Below are 15,595 nucleotides of genomic sequence, written 5' to 3' on the forward strand. Positions count from 1 at the left end.
CTGTCATAATGAAGGGACTGCTTACAAGCAAATTTGCGCTGAATGGACTGTTTGTCAAGCTAATGCTGAGCTTCCTCAGTGTCATCCTGATTTTGGCTTCATTTAACCTGTTCTCCCATCTGTACTTAAGCAACAAAGTATATCAGGAGATGGTCAGACAAAATGAACTGGGCCTTGCTCAGACCGTAGAAGGGTATGAGAATCACTTTCGACTGACCCAAAATATGATTCTGGCCCTTACTCAATCGGATACCTGGACAGCCAACCTGGGCATTTTGAGCCACATTAAGGAAAACCGCCGTTACGATATTCCCGCTGAGGTCAAGTCAGACCTCTCCACGCTGTATGCCAATCCTTTTCTGCATATCGACAATTTCATTCTCTATTTCAAGCAAGAAAACTACGTACTGGAGAAGGAAGGTCTTAGTAGTGCCAGCGATATGTTCGGTAAATATTATTATAGTAAAGAATATCCGCCGGATTACTGGAAAACTCAAACGATGAACAACCAGTTCCTGAAAGTGATGCCTGCCGCAGCTTTTACGGAAAACACCCTTCATTCATCCCGCTCCCTCGGTCAACTAATGCCTGTCATGATGAAAGCCATTCCTTACGAGGATGTGTACGGCATTGTTATGCTAAATCCACAGCGTATGCAGGACACATATGGCGATGCCGGTAATAATCCGTTCTACATTTTGGACAATGAGGGACACCTGCTGTTCACCACGATGGAGGGGGAGATGCTGAATACGCCGCTACCCGCAGACGGAAGCAAACATGAACGTATCGGAGATCAGTATTACTTCTATGAAAAAGGTAAGCAAACCGGGTTTACCTATGTCCGGGTTACCCAAGCCGCGGTGATCGCCGCGGAAATGCGCGGCATGCAGCTGCTGCTGGCTGTCCTGCTCGGCGCTGCGGTACTGATTAGCCTGCTTTCCTCTCTGTTTTTCAGCTTGCGATTAAACCAGCCGCTCCAGCGCCTGATTGCCGCTCTGGACCGAAATTCGGACAGTGGACCAGACAAATGGAGCAGTGTAAAAGAATTCGCCATGATCGGTGACCGTCTGATCTCCATTCTGGAGAATAATCGTTACATTCAAAGCGATCTTGCCCAGAAGAACTCTCTCGTACGCCAGTACGCTTATATCCATAAAGTAAAAAACATCCCGCTCAGCTCCTATCTGGCGGAGCTTGAGGATGCCCAGCAATCCGAGCAGCCCTATGTCTCCATTCTGTTCAAGGTGGGCTTCAAATTCCAGCCGGATGAATTCGGGCAGCATACCCTGTTATTGTGGAAGCTGATTCAGAGCCTGTTCACCAGCAGCAAAACCAATAGCGTTGCCATTCAACCTGAGCAGGACCAGCTACTTCTGTTACTGTTCGATCCTGGTCCGCAGAGCGGTATTCTGCAGGCGCTGGATACACTGAAGGAATTGCTGGCTGTCGAAGAAACGCTCTATCTGACGATCGCGGTAAGTCCGGTTTATTCCGGGGAAATTCCGTTTACCGATGCGTACAGCAATCTATCCATGCTTTTAAAAGAGCGAAGACTGAATGGGGAAACACAGGTTATTGTAGAGCCGCGTGCTTCTTCGTCAAATGCCTTCCATGTGAAGGTAACCTATGGGGAGGAGCTGCACAACCTGTTGCAATCCGGCAATGAAGAGGCCGTATTTGCTTGGCTGGATCGCCAGCTGGAACAACTGCAACACAAGGATGCAGCCGCAGAAGACTTCCGCACATTTGCAATCGGTGCAGTAGAACAAATTGGCAAGACGGTGATGAAGCTGAATCTGACGCACATCGAATCCGAGCTTCGCTCTTCTCCTCCAGGAGAGGCATTTGCTGGTTTTCATTCCATGCAGCAATATAGGGAATGGCTTCAGGCGTTGGCTCAGCCAGTACTTGAGGCAGTACGCAGCCAGCTGGAAACGCGTGATCCGGTTATCACCTTTGTACTGGACTACCTAGATCATCATTATGGGGAAGATATTAATTTGAATATTGTCGCCGACAAGTTGAATTTAACATCGGGTTACCTCTCCAGTATTTTCAAGGAAAAGACTAACATCAACTTCAGCGAATATCTGAACAATCTGCGGGTTGAGCGTGCCAAGGAGCTGCTTGTGAATGTGGATCTGCGGATTCAGGACATTGCGACACAGGTCGGCTATCAAAATGTAAACTCTTTTATCCGCATGTTCAAGCGCCGATACGGACTGACCCCCGGAGAATACCGCAAGCGTCATGCGGGTGATGAGCCATTCATCTCCTCCAGCCATGGCTAATCAGGCGTGAGCGGGCAAGGAGCGAAGATTTTAAATACACAAACGCCCGCTTCGAAGGCGGGCATTTGTGTATTGTTTACATTAGAATTTTGGACAGGTGCACTAGAGCCATCGAAGGGATTCGCTGTTCTTCAGGAATTTCCTCATAGAGCAGGTGCCCTTTCCCCGCTTCAATCATTTGTTTGCGCATAGCAGCAATCCGACCTTTACTGTGATCGATAAAGCGAAAATCCACCTGTCGCAAACTTTGCATTTTGGTCAAACGCTCAAAAGCTTCCGCCGTTATCCTCTTATTTACTTCTTTAAATTCCAGCACCTCTAATTGAACCGCTGTCCACAGGTTGTCTATCTCCTGTAATGATTTCATGAAATCCAGTTCAAGCTGCCGAAGATTCTTCATGTGTGAGAAGTCGCACAGCCGTTCAAGTTTGGACAGTGATAGGTGCAGAAAGACCAGATCATGTAATGCCCCCACTGCATCGATCTCGGTCAGATTCTTTACGGATGACAACCTCAGCATGCGGATATTTGATTCAGCCAGTACTTCGAGTGAACCAGCCAATGTACAATGATCGATAGCTAAATACTCGATAAATGGTAGGTCTACAACAAAATCAAGCTGATCAATGTCACAGTTCAGGACGAGGGTACTCAACCGAATGCAGTCCTCAATCGACGAGAGATCGGGAAATTTCCCGCTAAGTGCGAGGTAATTTAAGTATTTGTAATTCCGGATGAAGTCCAGATTTTGCTTTTTGGGTGAGCGAATGTTCAGAAACTCCATCTTTTGTAACGCACTCAGAACATTCAAATCCTGTGGCTGCTTGATATCCAGCTGCAAAGCGGTGAAATGCTTTAAACCAGCCAGTACTTCCAGAAACTCTTCGGAATACCGCCCCTTCGCATCGATGTTGGATACATTTAAAATCAGATCGGGTCGTTTGGCAAACACATGTTCATCCAGTTTTCGCAGATCATGCATCTCGTCCAGCCCGACAACAAAACTAATCGTAGCCCTATTCCGCAGTTGTACGATAGCCTTGTCCATTTTATCCTCGTTCCAGGGAACACCACTCATCGAAGCGGCCCACGGTTCGTTCATTATTGGTCACCCTCCAATTCTCTCATACTGATCAGCGTCTAGCTTTCCTTTAATTGTAAATGAAGAAGATCGCATTGAGAAGCTAGATATTCGAATGCAATACTGTATTCCGTAATCAGGAAGAACTGATGTAGCCATGAAAATGGGAAAGGGACGCTCTTCCAACATTATCAATCCATAATGTTACATTTGAAGAACATTTATCCGATATAAAGGGGGGTCTATTTGAAAGAGAGGTGAAATCTGATGAACAATTCATTAATAGGTCCTGGAACAGGACTTATTGCCATCGCTGCGGGCGTAATGATGATTGCTACTTCCAAAAACGAAAAGCGGATAGAAAACAGCTTCATTTACAAACACGGCTTTAAACCAGGCTACGAAGATAAAGCACGCAGAACGGCCATACGGGCGAATCGCGTCGCAGGCTTCGGTTTGATTCTGATTGGTCTAGCTGCGATCGGAATCATCTAACACATGTTAGAAGCTTGAAAGCTCATTTCGTAGTTACTTATCACCTGAAAACTTTGCTATAATACCTCCAAGTGTTATTCCCCGAGGGGAGATCAGGATGGAGGATAATCATCATGAAGTTTGCTAAACGTATGGAACACTTCAGTGAAGGGATATTTACCCGTTTGCTGGAAATTAAGAGGAAACGACTGGGGAACGGAGAACCTGTCATCGATCTAAGTGTAGGCACACCCAATATTCCCCCGGCCCAACATATCATGACGGCTTTATGCGAGGCAGCAGCAGATGCTTCAAACTATACATATGCTGTAAATGATCAGAGCGAATTGCTGCAAGCAGTCAGTGAATGGTACAAGCGCCGTTACCATGTTGAACTGAACCCGAAAACTCAAATATGCTCCTTGCTTGGATCACAGGAAGGACTTGCGCATATCTCTTTAGCCATCGTGGATGAAGGAGATTTGGTCCTGGTACCCGATCCTTGTTATCCGGTCTTTGCCGATGGACCTCTTCTCGCAGGAGCCGAGCTATATTACATGCCGCAAAAAGAAGAACATGGATATGTCATTCAACTTCAGGACATACCGGAGCATATCGCGCGCAAAGCAAAATTCATGCTTGTATCCTATCCCAACAATCCCACGACAGCAATGGCACCCGATCAGTTCTATCTGGATTTGATTAAGTTCGCCAAGAAATATGACATTATCATTCTCCATGACAATGCATACAGCGAGCTGGTGTTCGATGAGAAAACGTGCGGAAGTTTCCTTGCTTATCCCGGCGCCATGGACGTTGGCATTGAATTCAACTCGTTATCCAAAACCTATGGATTGGCCGGGGCGCGGATCGGCTTTTGTGTAGGGAACCCGGATATCGTATCCATGCTTAAGAAGTTGAAATCCAACATGGATTACGGCATGTTTCTGCCGATTCAGAAGGCAGCCATTGCTGCAATTACAGGGGATCAGAGCGAAGTTGAGAGAGTCAGAGATATTTATGAGGAGCGTAGAGACGTTCTGTGCGAAGGATTCACCAACCTCGGTTGGCCTATCGCCAAACCTGAAGCCACTATGTTCATCTGGAGCCGGATTCCAGACCACTACGATACTTCAGAACAGTTTGCCATGGATCTGGTTATAAAAGCGGGTGTAATCGTAACGCCCGGGAGTGCTTTCGGCCCTTCGGGTGAAGGATATGTGAGACTCGCTTTGGTTCAGGATAAAGAGACGTTGCAGCAAGCGATCATATCCGTAGATGACAGTGGAATTCTAAGAAAAAACAACTAATTTATAACACGAAAATAACCGTTCATAAGAAAATATCCCCTCAAGGTAACCAGTGAGAAAAGAGAACATGTCTACATGAACTCAACACTGAAAACCAGAGGGGATTTTGTTATTTAGGATCGAATATTTAGGTCGATTTGCGCCAGTTGGAGCGGTACATTAAATAGAGGAAATACGGCGTTCCAATGATCGCAATCAACAACCCGGATGGAATCTCGGTTGGTGCCATAACCGTCCTCCCGATCGTATCCGCCAGCACCAGCATCACTGCACCGACCAAAGCCGACAGAAACATCGACCGTCTTAACTTGTTTCCCGTCAACAGACGGACCATATGTGGGGCGATTAGCCCGATAAAACCAACCGTTCCCACACAGGCCACTGCACCTGCGGCAAGCAGCACACCAACGGTCATAGCCAATAGTCGCGTCCGACGAACACTCAAACCAAGCCCTGAAGCACTATTATCGTCGAATACCAACAGTTCGAATCTTCGCGCCAGCCACCACGCAAGCGGGATCAAAATCAACAGGAACACCCCAATGATCTTCACTTGATCCCACGTACGTGCGTAAGTACTTCCTGTTAGCCAGATAAAGCCGCTACTGCCGTATACAGCGCCGCGAACGATGAGAACCTGAATACCTGCGCCTGCAATCGCAGACATGGCGATACCCAGTAATACAACTGCAGAAGGATTCAGCCCCTTCTTCCAGGACAAGGAGAATACGATTGCTGCAGCGATCCCTGCACCAACAATCGCTGCAATGGGTAGCAAGAACACCGGAAGACCCGGCCACAGGATGATGACCATCATTGCACCCAGTCCTGCACCTGACGACACGCCCACGATGGACGCATCAGCCAGCGGGTTGCGAACGGCCATCTGAATAAGCACACCGCTAATCGCCAGCGCAGCACCTGCACCAGCGGCAACAAGAGTACGCGGAATGCGAAGCTGAATAATAGCCGAAAATAGTCCATCCGATTGAAACAGGCTTGGCAGAAGATCAGCCATTGGAATGCGCATCCCGCCAAACATCGTACTGAGCAGAACCAATGCTAACGTTAGTACAGAAAAGATAATAGCGATAGGGCCGAATGGCAAGCGACGTGAACGTGCTCCTGTGCTCATCGAGGTAGACATGCCTGATCCATTGGCTGCCTTCATGCGTGTAAGTACAAGCCATATCAGCCATGGTGCACCAATGATCGCCATCACGGCCCCTGTCGGCAACTCCAAACTGGAGTTATGAACCATCTTGGCAAGTACGTCTGCACCGACCAGCAGTGCTGCACCCCATAAGAAAACACCAGGCAGCAGTAATCGGTTGGAACGAATTCCACTCAATCGAACCAGGTGAGGTGCCACCAACCCTACGAAGCCAATTGGCCCAATTACACTGACAATCACCGCAGCCAGTAACACAGCAATAATTAATCCAGTGGCACGGGCCATACCTACTTTTTGCCCAAGTGAGGAAGCAGTTGATTCATCCAGTTCCAACATATCCCACTGCCGGGATAACACCAGGGCAACGATCGTAATTCCAATGACCCAAGGCCATGCGTAAACCACACCGCTCCAGTCATTCTGAACGAGCGTTCCAGAGCCCCATAGAAATAATGCCTGAGTCTCCTGAGAGAAGAAAATATGCAGCGCGCTTGTAAAAGAACCAAGCACCATTGATACAATCATGCCGGACAGCGCAAGTCGTACCGGACTTGACGTTCTTCCCCCGCCCATGAAGTACGCTGCGGCAGCTGCCAGTAATCCACCGAGTACGGCGAAAAGGAATGGCGATTGGTGCATCAAGCCTGGGAAAAAAATCGTTCCCAACACCACGACAAAATAGGCCCCCGCATTGATGCCGAGTGTGTCCGACGCCGCGAGCGGATTGCGTGTAATGGTCTGTAACAACGAACCGGCAACAGCAAGCGCCCCTCCGGCGAGTATACCGATTACCGTGCGCGGCATGCGCAGATCCCAGATCATATTATGTTCCAGTGTATCCTGCCTGCCCATAAGTGAGTCTACAACCGTATGGAGTGGAATTGAAGCTTCTCCATAACACAGGCTTACAAAAAAAAGCACGATGAGAGCGGTTAGACCGCCCCCATAAATGCTTATTGTGCGCCAGTTAAACACTGGTCGGGAATGTTGGACCGAACTCATTGGGTAATCGCCCCGACAACCCCGTCAACCAGAGCTTTGGACGAGATAGGTCCACCGAACGTCCATGTTGTACTATCCAGTTGATAGGTGCGTTTATCTTTGACAAAATTCAAACCTTTCCATACTGAATTGTCTTTCATCGCTGTGCCAAAAACGTCATCATCCGGCTGTGTGATGTAGATGAAGTTACTGTCTTGAACAGCAGGCAAGGATTCAATACCCACCGATGAGAAGCCATATCCTTCAATCTTGTCCGGCTGCCAGTCGTTAATCAGTCCAACCTTCGCCAACGTGCCAATGACAACAGCGTTATCGGTAAACATACGAAGACTTGCTGCATTTTGATACGTAAATGCTTGTGTCATTACATAATGGAATTCCGATTTGTCGGCAGCAGCGAGTTTTTCTTTGGCTTCTGCATAATGCTGATCGAGTTCATCGAGTACCTTCTTCGCTTGGTCTTCTTTCCCAAGAGCAACCGCGATATTATTAAACGTTTCCGTCATTTTGTCATAATTATAGCCATCACCCGTATACAGATCATATTCAATCGTTGGTGCAATCGCGTTGAGTTGATCATAGATATTCGAATTCGCATTGGCGATAATCAGATCCGGTTTCAAGGCTGCAATCGCCTCCAGATTAGGCTCGTCACGCGTTCCAACATCCGTTACAGTATCATCCAGAGCTGCTTCAGGAGTCACATAGACTTTATAGTTGGCGTTGTCTGCACTACCTACTGGCTGAACACCCAGTGCAACTACATCTTCCGTATATGTCCATTCCAGCGTAACAACTCTCTTAGCTGGTTTGTCCAGTTTGAGCTCACCACCACTATGCTTAACTGTGACAGGACCTGCGGTCTCTTCAGTCGGTGTGCTGCCGGAAGAAGCATTTTCATTTGTATCTGTTGTGCTGTTGGCCTTACCGCAACCTGTCAGAGCAAGTGCCAAAACCGTCAGCAATAAAAATCCGTTTAATCTTTTTTTCATATCCTAATTCTCCCCTATTTATATGTATTTACATGATAACAATTATCATTATCACTAATGGATTATCCCGTAGGAATGCAATTTTGTCAATTCAAAATTGAAAGAAACCGCATTTAGGCGGGCTCTCTTAAGGTTATTCATCTAATACTTGATCAAGTTAATTTCAGGATGAGCGGTCCGAATGTCATCCAGGGTATGGTCGGTTATTCCTTTGAGATGCTGGTCAAAGAAGCTCAGCGACAGTTCATTAATAAGCTGGAAATTGGCTGTTACATCGGCTCCTGCTTCATTAATGATTGGAGATACACCAGCCAGATCGCGGTATAGCTCCCGTGATTGGTTTTGGGAATGGTGGCCGTATATGCACCCGGTTTCTGAATTGTTTGATTGCGAAGATAAGCCTCGGCAAACAGCTCATCCCTATTCCCAGGCTCTCCCTTGGCCTCTTCCATGAATCGGACGGAAGCCTCGGCATTCAAGAGCAGAAACGGCTTTCCTGGGCCGTCTTTCGGCATGGGGTCACCGTATAATCCGCCATCCATATCGATTGCTGCCTTTATCCTTTCATCCTTGACCAGCATTTGGGCTGATGTCGCACCGCCAAAGGAGTGACCCAGCATGCCAATCTGATTCGGGTTGATCATTGCTGCAATGGGCTTGAACGCTTCGTCAAAATCGCCGCGCATCACCTCATCCAGAACAAAGGAAACATCCTGTTCCCAAATATGGAGACGTTCATTTAAATAGGTAATCGTGTTCTCAATGGGCGTAAAATTGACTTGATCCCCATCGGGGAAAACGGTCGTTGTCGCATCACCTGTAAAGTTGAGCGCCACGATCACATAGCCATGACTGGCCAGCTCCTCCAACTGGAATGTATTTTGTTGTCCATAGAGACTCATTCCCTGTGCGAACAGAAGTAATGGAAATGTACTGTCCGTTTGTACAGGCAGCGCTTGAGTAAATGAATGGGTTTGGGTCAATCCAAGATGCGTGGTTGCAATATAGGGAAATCCTTGAGTTACCGATAATTGCTTACTCAGCGCTTTTATATCTGCATGATATGGAGCCGGTTCACCTGTATTTTTTTCCGCCGGATAATAGACCTGTACCATTAATTCCCGGTGCACCTGGTGGTTGGGGACAACCAGTTCTTTTCGACTTGTGTCCGTCAGATGAAAAGACTGCGTTCCTACCGCATACGGTCCTGTAGGCGCAGCGAAAGTCAGAATCGGAAATAGCATCGGTAAGGCAAACATGAGGATGGTGGCAAGGATAATGCCTGTTCCCTTTAGCAGCTTCACTGCTTTTTTGCGGGATACCTCTATTGCTTTGGGCTTCATAAACACCAGCAATGTAACAGCAATCAGCATCATATAAGTCGGAATCATGCGCCAGTTGGCCCCAACTGCAATCAGGGTTGTCAGTAAAGCAAGGTAGTCTACACCCAGAATGATGACATTGTTTCTTGTTACACCTCGTTGTCTAAACGTAAATAAAAGGCACGATAGAATAAGTACAGCTACAAACAATATCTCGGTTGATTTCATATCATAATCTCCTTAGATAGTTATACATTCAAATGAATGTATATATGCAAAATAATAAGCTACAACACGTAGCCTATTTTTCCACCGCATCAAACAACTGCATAAATACGCCTTTCAAATCCTCATTAACAAAAGCCATGCCAACTCCCTCAAACAGCAAACGGATATGTTCTATTTTCTGCAAAAATTCCTCTCGACTGACTTTGAATATGCCTGGATTCATCCAGATATCAAACAGCATCGTAAAGGTCTCTGCCGCTTGCTTGGGGTAGGCGACTTGCATGGAACCGTCCCGGTTTCCATCCTCAATGATTCTTTTGATGCCTGGAGCTACTACTCTTGCCCCTTCTGTAATCCGGCTAAATACAAATTCAGCTGAGTGCATTTTGGACGAAACATTCGACAGGTCACCTTCCTTGATGCTTTGCAAAATGGAAAAGGATATTCCCTGTCTTAGACGATCCAGTGCATTTAAGCTGGCCAGATCCGTGGCTTCGTGAAATACATTTTTCTCAGCCATCGTTTCTTTGGTGACCGCCTGAATCACATCTGCGAGTGTTTTGAAATGATGATAGAATGCACCTCGAGTTATGTCTCCTACATCATTCACAATATCCTGAATGGATACATTGTTGTATCCGTTAAGGGTAAACAATCTCACAGCCGATTCCATAATGCGCCTTCTTGTAATTTCCGGATATTTGTTTCTCGCCATATGAACTCCCCATATACATTCATTTAAATGTATCTGGATCGTAAATGAATTTATACGGTTTGTCAAACCGTCGCTTCGACGATAAAGCGTCTTTCTCCATACGACGTTTTAACTCAACTGCATCGTTGTGATGCACGTATTATCTTCGTCATATGTAGATAGCTGTGTCTCTGCCACCTTTCCATCATGCACCACACGAATGAGGTATGATTTATCCCTGGCTAACCAAAAATCCATAAAACCGTTGGAGCCGGCCTTCATCTCAGCATCCTTCATGAGCGTATTCCCTTCGGAGTCATGGATCGTCACAATGAACTTCTTATTTTTCATTTCACCCTGACATCCGGTCAGGCTATGAATTGCACATGGATGAGTCTGTTCCACATAGGGTGCAATGGAAAGGAAAAACTCCTTTTGAGGCAAGTCGTAGGTTCTCGTTTGGTTACCTTTATCCGTGACGATTAACTGGGTGGCATTAATAGAGGCCGATTCCGGTGTCTCCTTGCCTGTACTGATATTTTCTACTAATTTCTTGATATTGGGCGCTTCGGCGTTACCTGCTTCTTCTGTCCCCACATTGCTTGCAATCAGATAGGCCCCCAACACAATTACAACTACAAAGCCGGCAATGATCCACATTTGTTTTTTCAACTGGAGTTCATCTCCTCGTCCGTTTTGGTTTATTATAATGGAGAACGAACCATCATGGACTGAAAGTGTATGAAATTCACCATTTATTCACATATTTGTATGCTTCATTCGCATCATGTTGTTGTTTTACCTGAATAGATTGAAATCTATCCTATTTGTTTAACCCGATTCTCATTGAGGAGTAGGAGGAACATTCATTGAAGTGGCACCGTGTACTTAAAGAAAAACCAAATGTTAAAGATTCCATCGACTGGAACGGATTGATCCCGAAACATATCGCAATTATGATGGATGGAAACGGAAGATGGGCGACAAGAAGAGGGTTACCTCGAAGTGCCGGACACTATGCAGGAATGCAGACGATGCGGGAAACGATAAGCATGTGCCACAAAAACGGAATCTCCTCTCTCACGCTGTACGCCTTCTCTACGGAAAACTGGAAAAGGCCCCGGGAAGAGGTCGACTACATCATTAGTCTGGTGGTCGAATTTGTACAGGATACAACGGTTCAGGAACTGAACCAGAATAATATCAGAGTTGATTTTATTGGTGATATTTCGAAATTTCCAGAAGAAACACAGGAAGCGATGCGCAAAGTGGTGGAACTAACTCAAGCGAATAGTGGAATGGCCGTTTACTTTGCGATGAATTATGGAGGTAAAAGTGATATTGTTCAAGCCATCAAACTATGCATCGAAGAAAACACAGACACCTCGGAAATCTCCGAGGCAGAATTTGAAAAGTTTCTGTATACAGGACAAAATCCCGCCCCTGATCTTCTGATCCGAACAAGTGGAGAGAAGCGGCTAAGCAATTTCCTATTGTGGCAAGCCGCCTATTCCGAGCTCTGGTTTACGGATGTGATGTGGCCGGACTTCAACGAACAATTGTTATATGAATCCATCCTGGATTATCAGCAGCGCAAACAAAGAGCTTTAGACGATGTAACACAGTAATACCAACTTTGTTTCTGTCGATCTTCAGCTTAAATGAGCTTTTAACCAGGAATGGATAATAGGGAGAACGATACTGGGCTGCATCGCTTTGGTGTGATCCATATCCGCTCCCTTGATTATTTCGACGGTCCAGCCGAAGTTTTCAAGAATTTGTTTATTCTTTTGCAACCGTCCAGCAATATCCACCGTCACACCGCCAAATTTCTCACCGTATACAATCATATCTCTCTCGCCTGCAAAAGCTAATCTGGGGATATTCAACTGAGTTTGAATGCGTTGATCATCAAAATCAATTAAATCTTGATACAAGGTCGCAAATTGCTTTGTTTGAGCGGGATCAATTTTTAACTCCATGTTGTCCCAATCCACTTCATCCGGGCTAAACTGTTCATTTATAAAGGCTTCTGCTCCGTTTTTCTCCTCCGTTGACTCATGCTGCTTCCATGCTTCTTCATATGTCCTTGTGGTAACTACTCGCATTTCCTCATACGGCCCCTCGTAAGGCGGGAAGCCTCCCATAATGAGACTTTCCATGCGGTCGGTCCGAAGGGCGAGATGCAGCCCGACGAGAGCCAGCCAGGAGTATCCATAATAACTAAATCGATTCACATTCATCTGATCTGCAATTCGTAACAAATCCTGAGCTATATATTCGGGCGTAAAATGTTCCGGATGGGGATGTGCCATGTAGTGGCCTTCATAATCAAAATGCAGGACCTGAAACTCATCCGAAAGTCCAAAGATAAACTTTGCACCCAATTCAGGATCAACACCCCACAACTTTAGGGTTTCCGCTTCTTGTCCGGTTACGGACTTTTTGGCAATGGGTAACATAATCACGCTACGATCTTGTCCTCCCGTCAAACCCACTTCAAGCTGCGAGCCATTTAACAATGTAATCATTTTCTTCAATTGAATCAGTCCTTTACGGTTAATATCCTCAGTGTATAACATGGATGCAATCTTTCGGTTTTCATTATAAAATGTGGATAAAATATAGACTTTGGCGGGTTGTATGTTAGTGTAGCACTTGAAGGTTTTACTTGAAGCATGAGGAGAAGAAACATGAACCGAACATATACACCTGGGCAGATTGCCACAAGGCTGGATGTAAGTACGACTACACTTCGACGCTATGAAAAGGAGAACCTGATTCCCGACGTTCCACGGACCGCCAGCAATCAAAGGTACTATACCCCTGTTCATCTTCAGGCGTTCGTTGCTATTCGTTCATTATTGAAAGGGTACGAGATTCCTGTTGTATATGAGGTCATGAGACAAGTAAAACGGGGCGATACGATTGATGCCCTCTGGCTTATGAACCACCAGCTGTACAACAGCCAACTGGAGAAGCAACGAATGGAAGACATATGGAAGATGGTACAACAGGTGGATTTTGCTAACGACCGAAAGGTTGGAACGACGGAGTCGATCACCATTGGAAAAGCCGCTGATGCAGCCGGGGTCAACACTTCTGCCATCAGGCATTGGGAAACCGAAGGCCTAATTTGTTCAGAAAGAGATCCTAACAACGGTTATCGAATGTATACCCGAGCTGAATTAAGAAAGATCTTGGTCATTAGCAGTTTAAGAAAATCCGTCTACTATATCGAACATATCAAAGAGCTTCTGAACACCGTCGGCACGCAGGATTATACACAGATTAATAAAGCCTTCCAGCTGGCCCTGCAGAAGCTTAACAGTCAACTGACCCTGCAATTTGCAGGCGTGAAGGAACTTATGACATATTTTGAGTTACTCCAGGAACCACAAGGGTAACCTATTGGTTAGTTGACTTCCATTGAGGCTTCCAATCTATGTTGTTGGGGATTTTGTTACCCTTTCTGTGGCTGAAGAATCCATAATTTTAAGTGTTACTACATCAAAATATATTATATTGAAGTCGTGTTATTAACTCTACAATACACGGAAAACCCGCACCATCAGGTACGGGCTTTTCATAGTTTATGCATGTTTCCGTTCCTTTCCTATCATCCAATAGGTGAAGACACCTGACACACAGAAGGAAATAACCAAACCAACGCAGACATGTAGCAGATTCAGACTCCCTGCTTCCATGAATAGCGGAATGTCCAGTAGACTTCCGGACCCACCTAATGCAACTGCTTTGACGGACAACAACCCGAAATACAGTCCTCCTGCAGCACCGCCCAGCAATGCCGAATAAAATGAAGCCCTCTTTCTCATATTGACCGCATACATCGCAGGCTCTGGAGTACCTAATAAAGCAGTTCCTGTTGCCCAGAAAGCCAGCTTCCTGAATTCCCGCTGATTGCTTCTCAATCCAGTAGCCAGTGAAGCTCCTGCTTGTGCAACGAAGGCAACTAACATGACAGGGATAATGAGGGAGAACCCATTTACCATCAATTCATTGATCATGACAGGCACGAGCCAGTAATGTAATCCAGCGATCATCATTAAAGAATAAACTGCTCCCAGCAGCATAATTGCTACAATGGGGACATCATTCAGAAGTGAATCCACCACATCCGGTAACTGCTGATCAATCCAAGTACCAAGTGGACCAAGTATCATCAGAACCAGTGGAACGAGAATCAGAAATGTCAACAATGGAGCAAGAATTCCTTTGAAGGCTCTTGGACTTATTCTCTCAACGACTCTTTCCAGATAGGACGCCGCATATATCGTCAAAATCACCCATATTGAAGCTGAAAAAAAGAGCGCTTGTGACACAATGGGTACTCCCATAAAATGAACATCTTCTTCACCTGACAATAAAGCGGTCATTTGCGGGTAGAACATTAGTCCGCCAATCGCTGCGGCAACATAAACATTGCTTTTTAACCGATAGGCTGTACTGACGGCTACCAGTATCGGCAACAGATAATACACATTATCTCCAATGGATTTAAATATCAGGAATGTCTGACTGTCCATCAACGAGGAGGAATCTGTAGAACTGTAAACGTTAAATAACGTAATGATGGCTAGCACAATCTTGAGCACTGCAACTCCCAGGATGGCGGGCATCAGAGGCCTGAATACATCGGAAATAAAATATAACAATGATTTTTTACGGGTACGCCTTGTTTCTGGCAGTGCGTCCCCTTCTGCTTTCCTCACTCCCATGACCTGTAGCATATGGTATAGTTGTGAAAATTCGTCCTCAAGTGTTATGTAGCATTGATCACCTGTTATACGAATATCTGCGTCAAGATTCGATACAACAGGCAGGGACAAATTTAAGCCTTTACGGTTCAGCAATGTCAGCGTAGTGGTATTCACGTCGTCATGCTGCACAAGACGAATATTTTCCTGTCCTCCTGCGAGATTCAAGAGTTGTTCGATGCGACTGTCATTCATATGTACCTTCTCCTTATGCTGCGGTAACCCCGAGTTTTATGATGTGCCCCT

General features: G+C 45.9%; 13 protein-coding genes. 5 read left to right on the top strand and 8 right to left on the bottom strand.

Annotated elements, in window-relative coordinates:
• A partial coding sequence (locus AMS66_RS14160; RefSeq protein WP_201782175.1) for a helix-turn-helix domain-containing protein occupies positions 1–2,294 on the top strand: 2,294 nt, incomplete at its 5' end.
• Between the two features lie 76 nt (positions 2,295–2,370).
• Here the strand turns inward: AMS66_RS14160 and AMS66_RS14165 are convergent.
• Positions 2,371–3,396, bottom strand: coding sequence for a leucine-rich repeat domain-containing protein (locus tag AMS66_RS14165; RefSeq protein WP_053781403.1), 1,026 nt, complete (start codon positions 3,394–3,396; stop codon positions 2,371–2,373).
• A 246-nt stretch (positions 3,397–3,642) separates the two neighbouring features.
• Between AMS66_RS14165 and AMS66_RS14170 the strand changes: the two genes are divergently transcribed.
• Positions 3,643–3,870 carry a hypothetical protein gene (locus AMS66_RS14170; RefSeq protein WP_053781404.1) on the top strand — a complete coding sequence of 76 codons (228 nt, stop codon included), beginning with the start codon at positions 3,643–3,645 and terminating at the stop codon, positions 3,868–3,870.
• Between the two features lie 113 nt (positions 3,871–3,983).
• Positions 3,984–5,159: an aminotransferase class I/II-fold pyridoxal phosphate-dependent enzyme gene (locus AMS66_RS14175; RefSeq protein WP_053781405.1), complete on the top strand. Its 1,176-nt coding sequence runs from the start codon at positions 3,984–3,986 to the stop codon at positions 5,157–5,159.
• 127 nt (positions 5,160–5,286) lie between these two features.
• On the opposite strand, the gene AMS66_RS14180 is transcribed toward AMS66_RS14175, so the two are convergent.
• From AMS66_RS14180 to AMS66_RS14200, 5 genes are all read right to left on the bottom strand, one after another.
• Positions 5,287–7,335, bottom strand: a complete 2,049-nt coding sequence (locus tag AMS66_RS14180; protein ID WP_053781406.1) for an iron ABC transporter permease — start codon at positions 7,333–7,335, stop codon at positions 5,287–5,289.
• The gene (locus tag AMS66_RS14185) at positions 7,332–8,327 is read right to left on the bottom strand and encodes an ABC transporter substrate-binding protein (protein ID WP_053781407.1); all 996 of its coding nucleotides are present in this window, start codon (positions 8,325–8,327) and stop codon (positions 7,332–7,334) included. The genes AMS66_RS14180 and AMS66_RS14185 overlap by 4 nt, the downstream gene beginning before the upstream one ends.
• A 269-nt stretch (positions 8,328–8,596) precedes the next feature.
• Positions 8,597–9,877 (bottom strand): alpha/beta hydrolase family protein, encoded by a 1,281-nt coding sequence (locus AMS66_RS14190; RefSeq protein WP_407944540.1) that lies wholly within the window; start codon positions 9,875–9,877, stop codon positions 8,597–8,599.
• A gap of 73 nt (positions 9,878–9,950) precedes the next feature.
• Positions 9,951–10,592: a TetR/AcrR family transcriptional regulator gene (locus AMS66_RS14195; protein WP_053781408.1), complete on the bottom strand. Its 642-nt coding sequence runs from the start codon at positions 10,590–10,592 to the stop codon at positions 9,951–9,953.
• A 108-nt stretch (positions 10,593–10,700) separates the two neighbouring features.
• On the bottom strand, positions 10,701–11,243 hold the full coding sequence (locus AMS66_RS14200) for a CueP family metal-binding protein (protein WP_053781409.1): 543 nt from the start codon (positions 11,241–11,243) through the stop codon (positions 10,701–10,703).
• A 197-nt stretch (positions 11,244–11,440) separates the two neighbouring features.
• Between AMS66_RS14200 and AMS66_RS14205 the strand changes: the two genes are divergently transcribed.
• On the top strand, positions 11,441–12,199 hold the full coding sequence (locus tag AMS66_RS14205; protein WP_053781410.1) for an isoprenyl transferase: 759 nt from the start codon (positions 11,441–11,443) through the stop codon (positions 12,197–12,199).
• A 24-nt stretch (positions 12,200–12,223) separates the two neighbouring features.
• Here the strand turns inward: AMS66_RS14205 and AMS66_RS14210 are convergent, their stop codons facing one another.
• Positions 12,224–13,153 carry an alpha/beta fold hydrolase gene (locus AMS66_RS14210; RefSeq protein ID WP_236703394.1) on the bottom strand — a complete coding sequence of 310 codons (930 nt, stop codon included), beginning with the start codon at positions 13,151–13,153 and terminating at the stop codon, positions 12,224–12,226.
• A gap of 111 nt (positions 13,154–13,264) precedes the next feature.
• Between AMS66_RS14210 and AMS66_RS14215 the strand changes: the two genes are divergently transcribed.
• A complete protein-coding gene (locus tag AMS66_RS14215) occupies positions 13,265–13,978 on the top strand; it encodes a MerR family transcriptional regulator (RefSeq protein WP_053781411.1) in 714 nt (237 codons plus the stop codon).
• Positions 13,979–14,164: 186 nt separating this feature from the next.
• Here AMS66_RS14215 and AMS66_RS14220 read toward each other — a convergent pair whose 3' ends face one another.
• Positions 14,165–15,544 (bottom strand): PTS transporter subunit EIIC, encoded by a 1,380-nt coding sequence (locus AMS66_RS14220; protein WP_053781412.1) that lies wholly within the window; start codon positions 15,542–15,544, stop codon positions 14,165–14,167.
• Between the last annotated feature and the right edge of the window lie 51 nt (positions 15,545–15,595).

Source organism: Paenibacillus xylanivorans, assembly GCF_001280595.1.
In the GTDB taxonomy this organism is placed as follows: domain Bacteria; phylum Bacillota; class Bacilli; order Paenibacillales; family Paenibacillaceae; genus Paenibacillus; species Paenibacillus xylanivorans.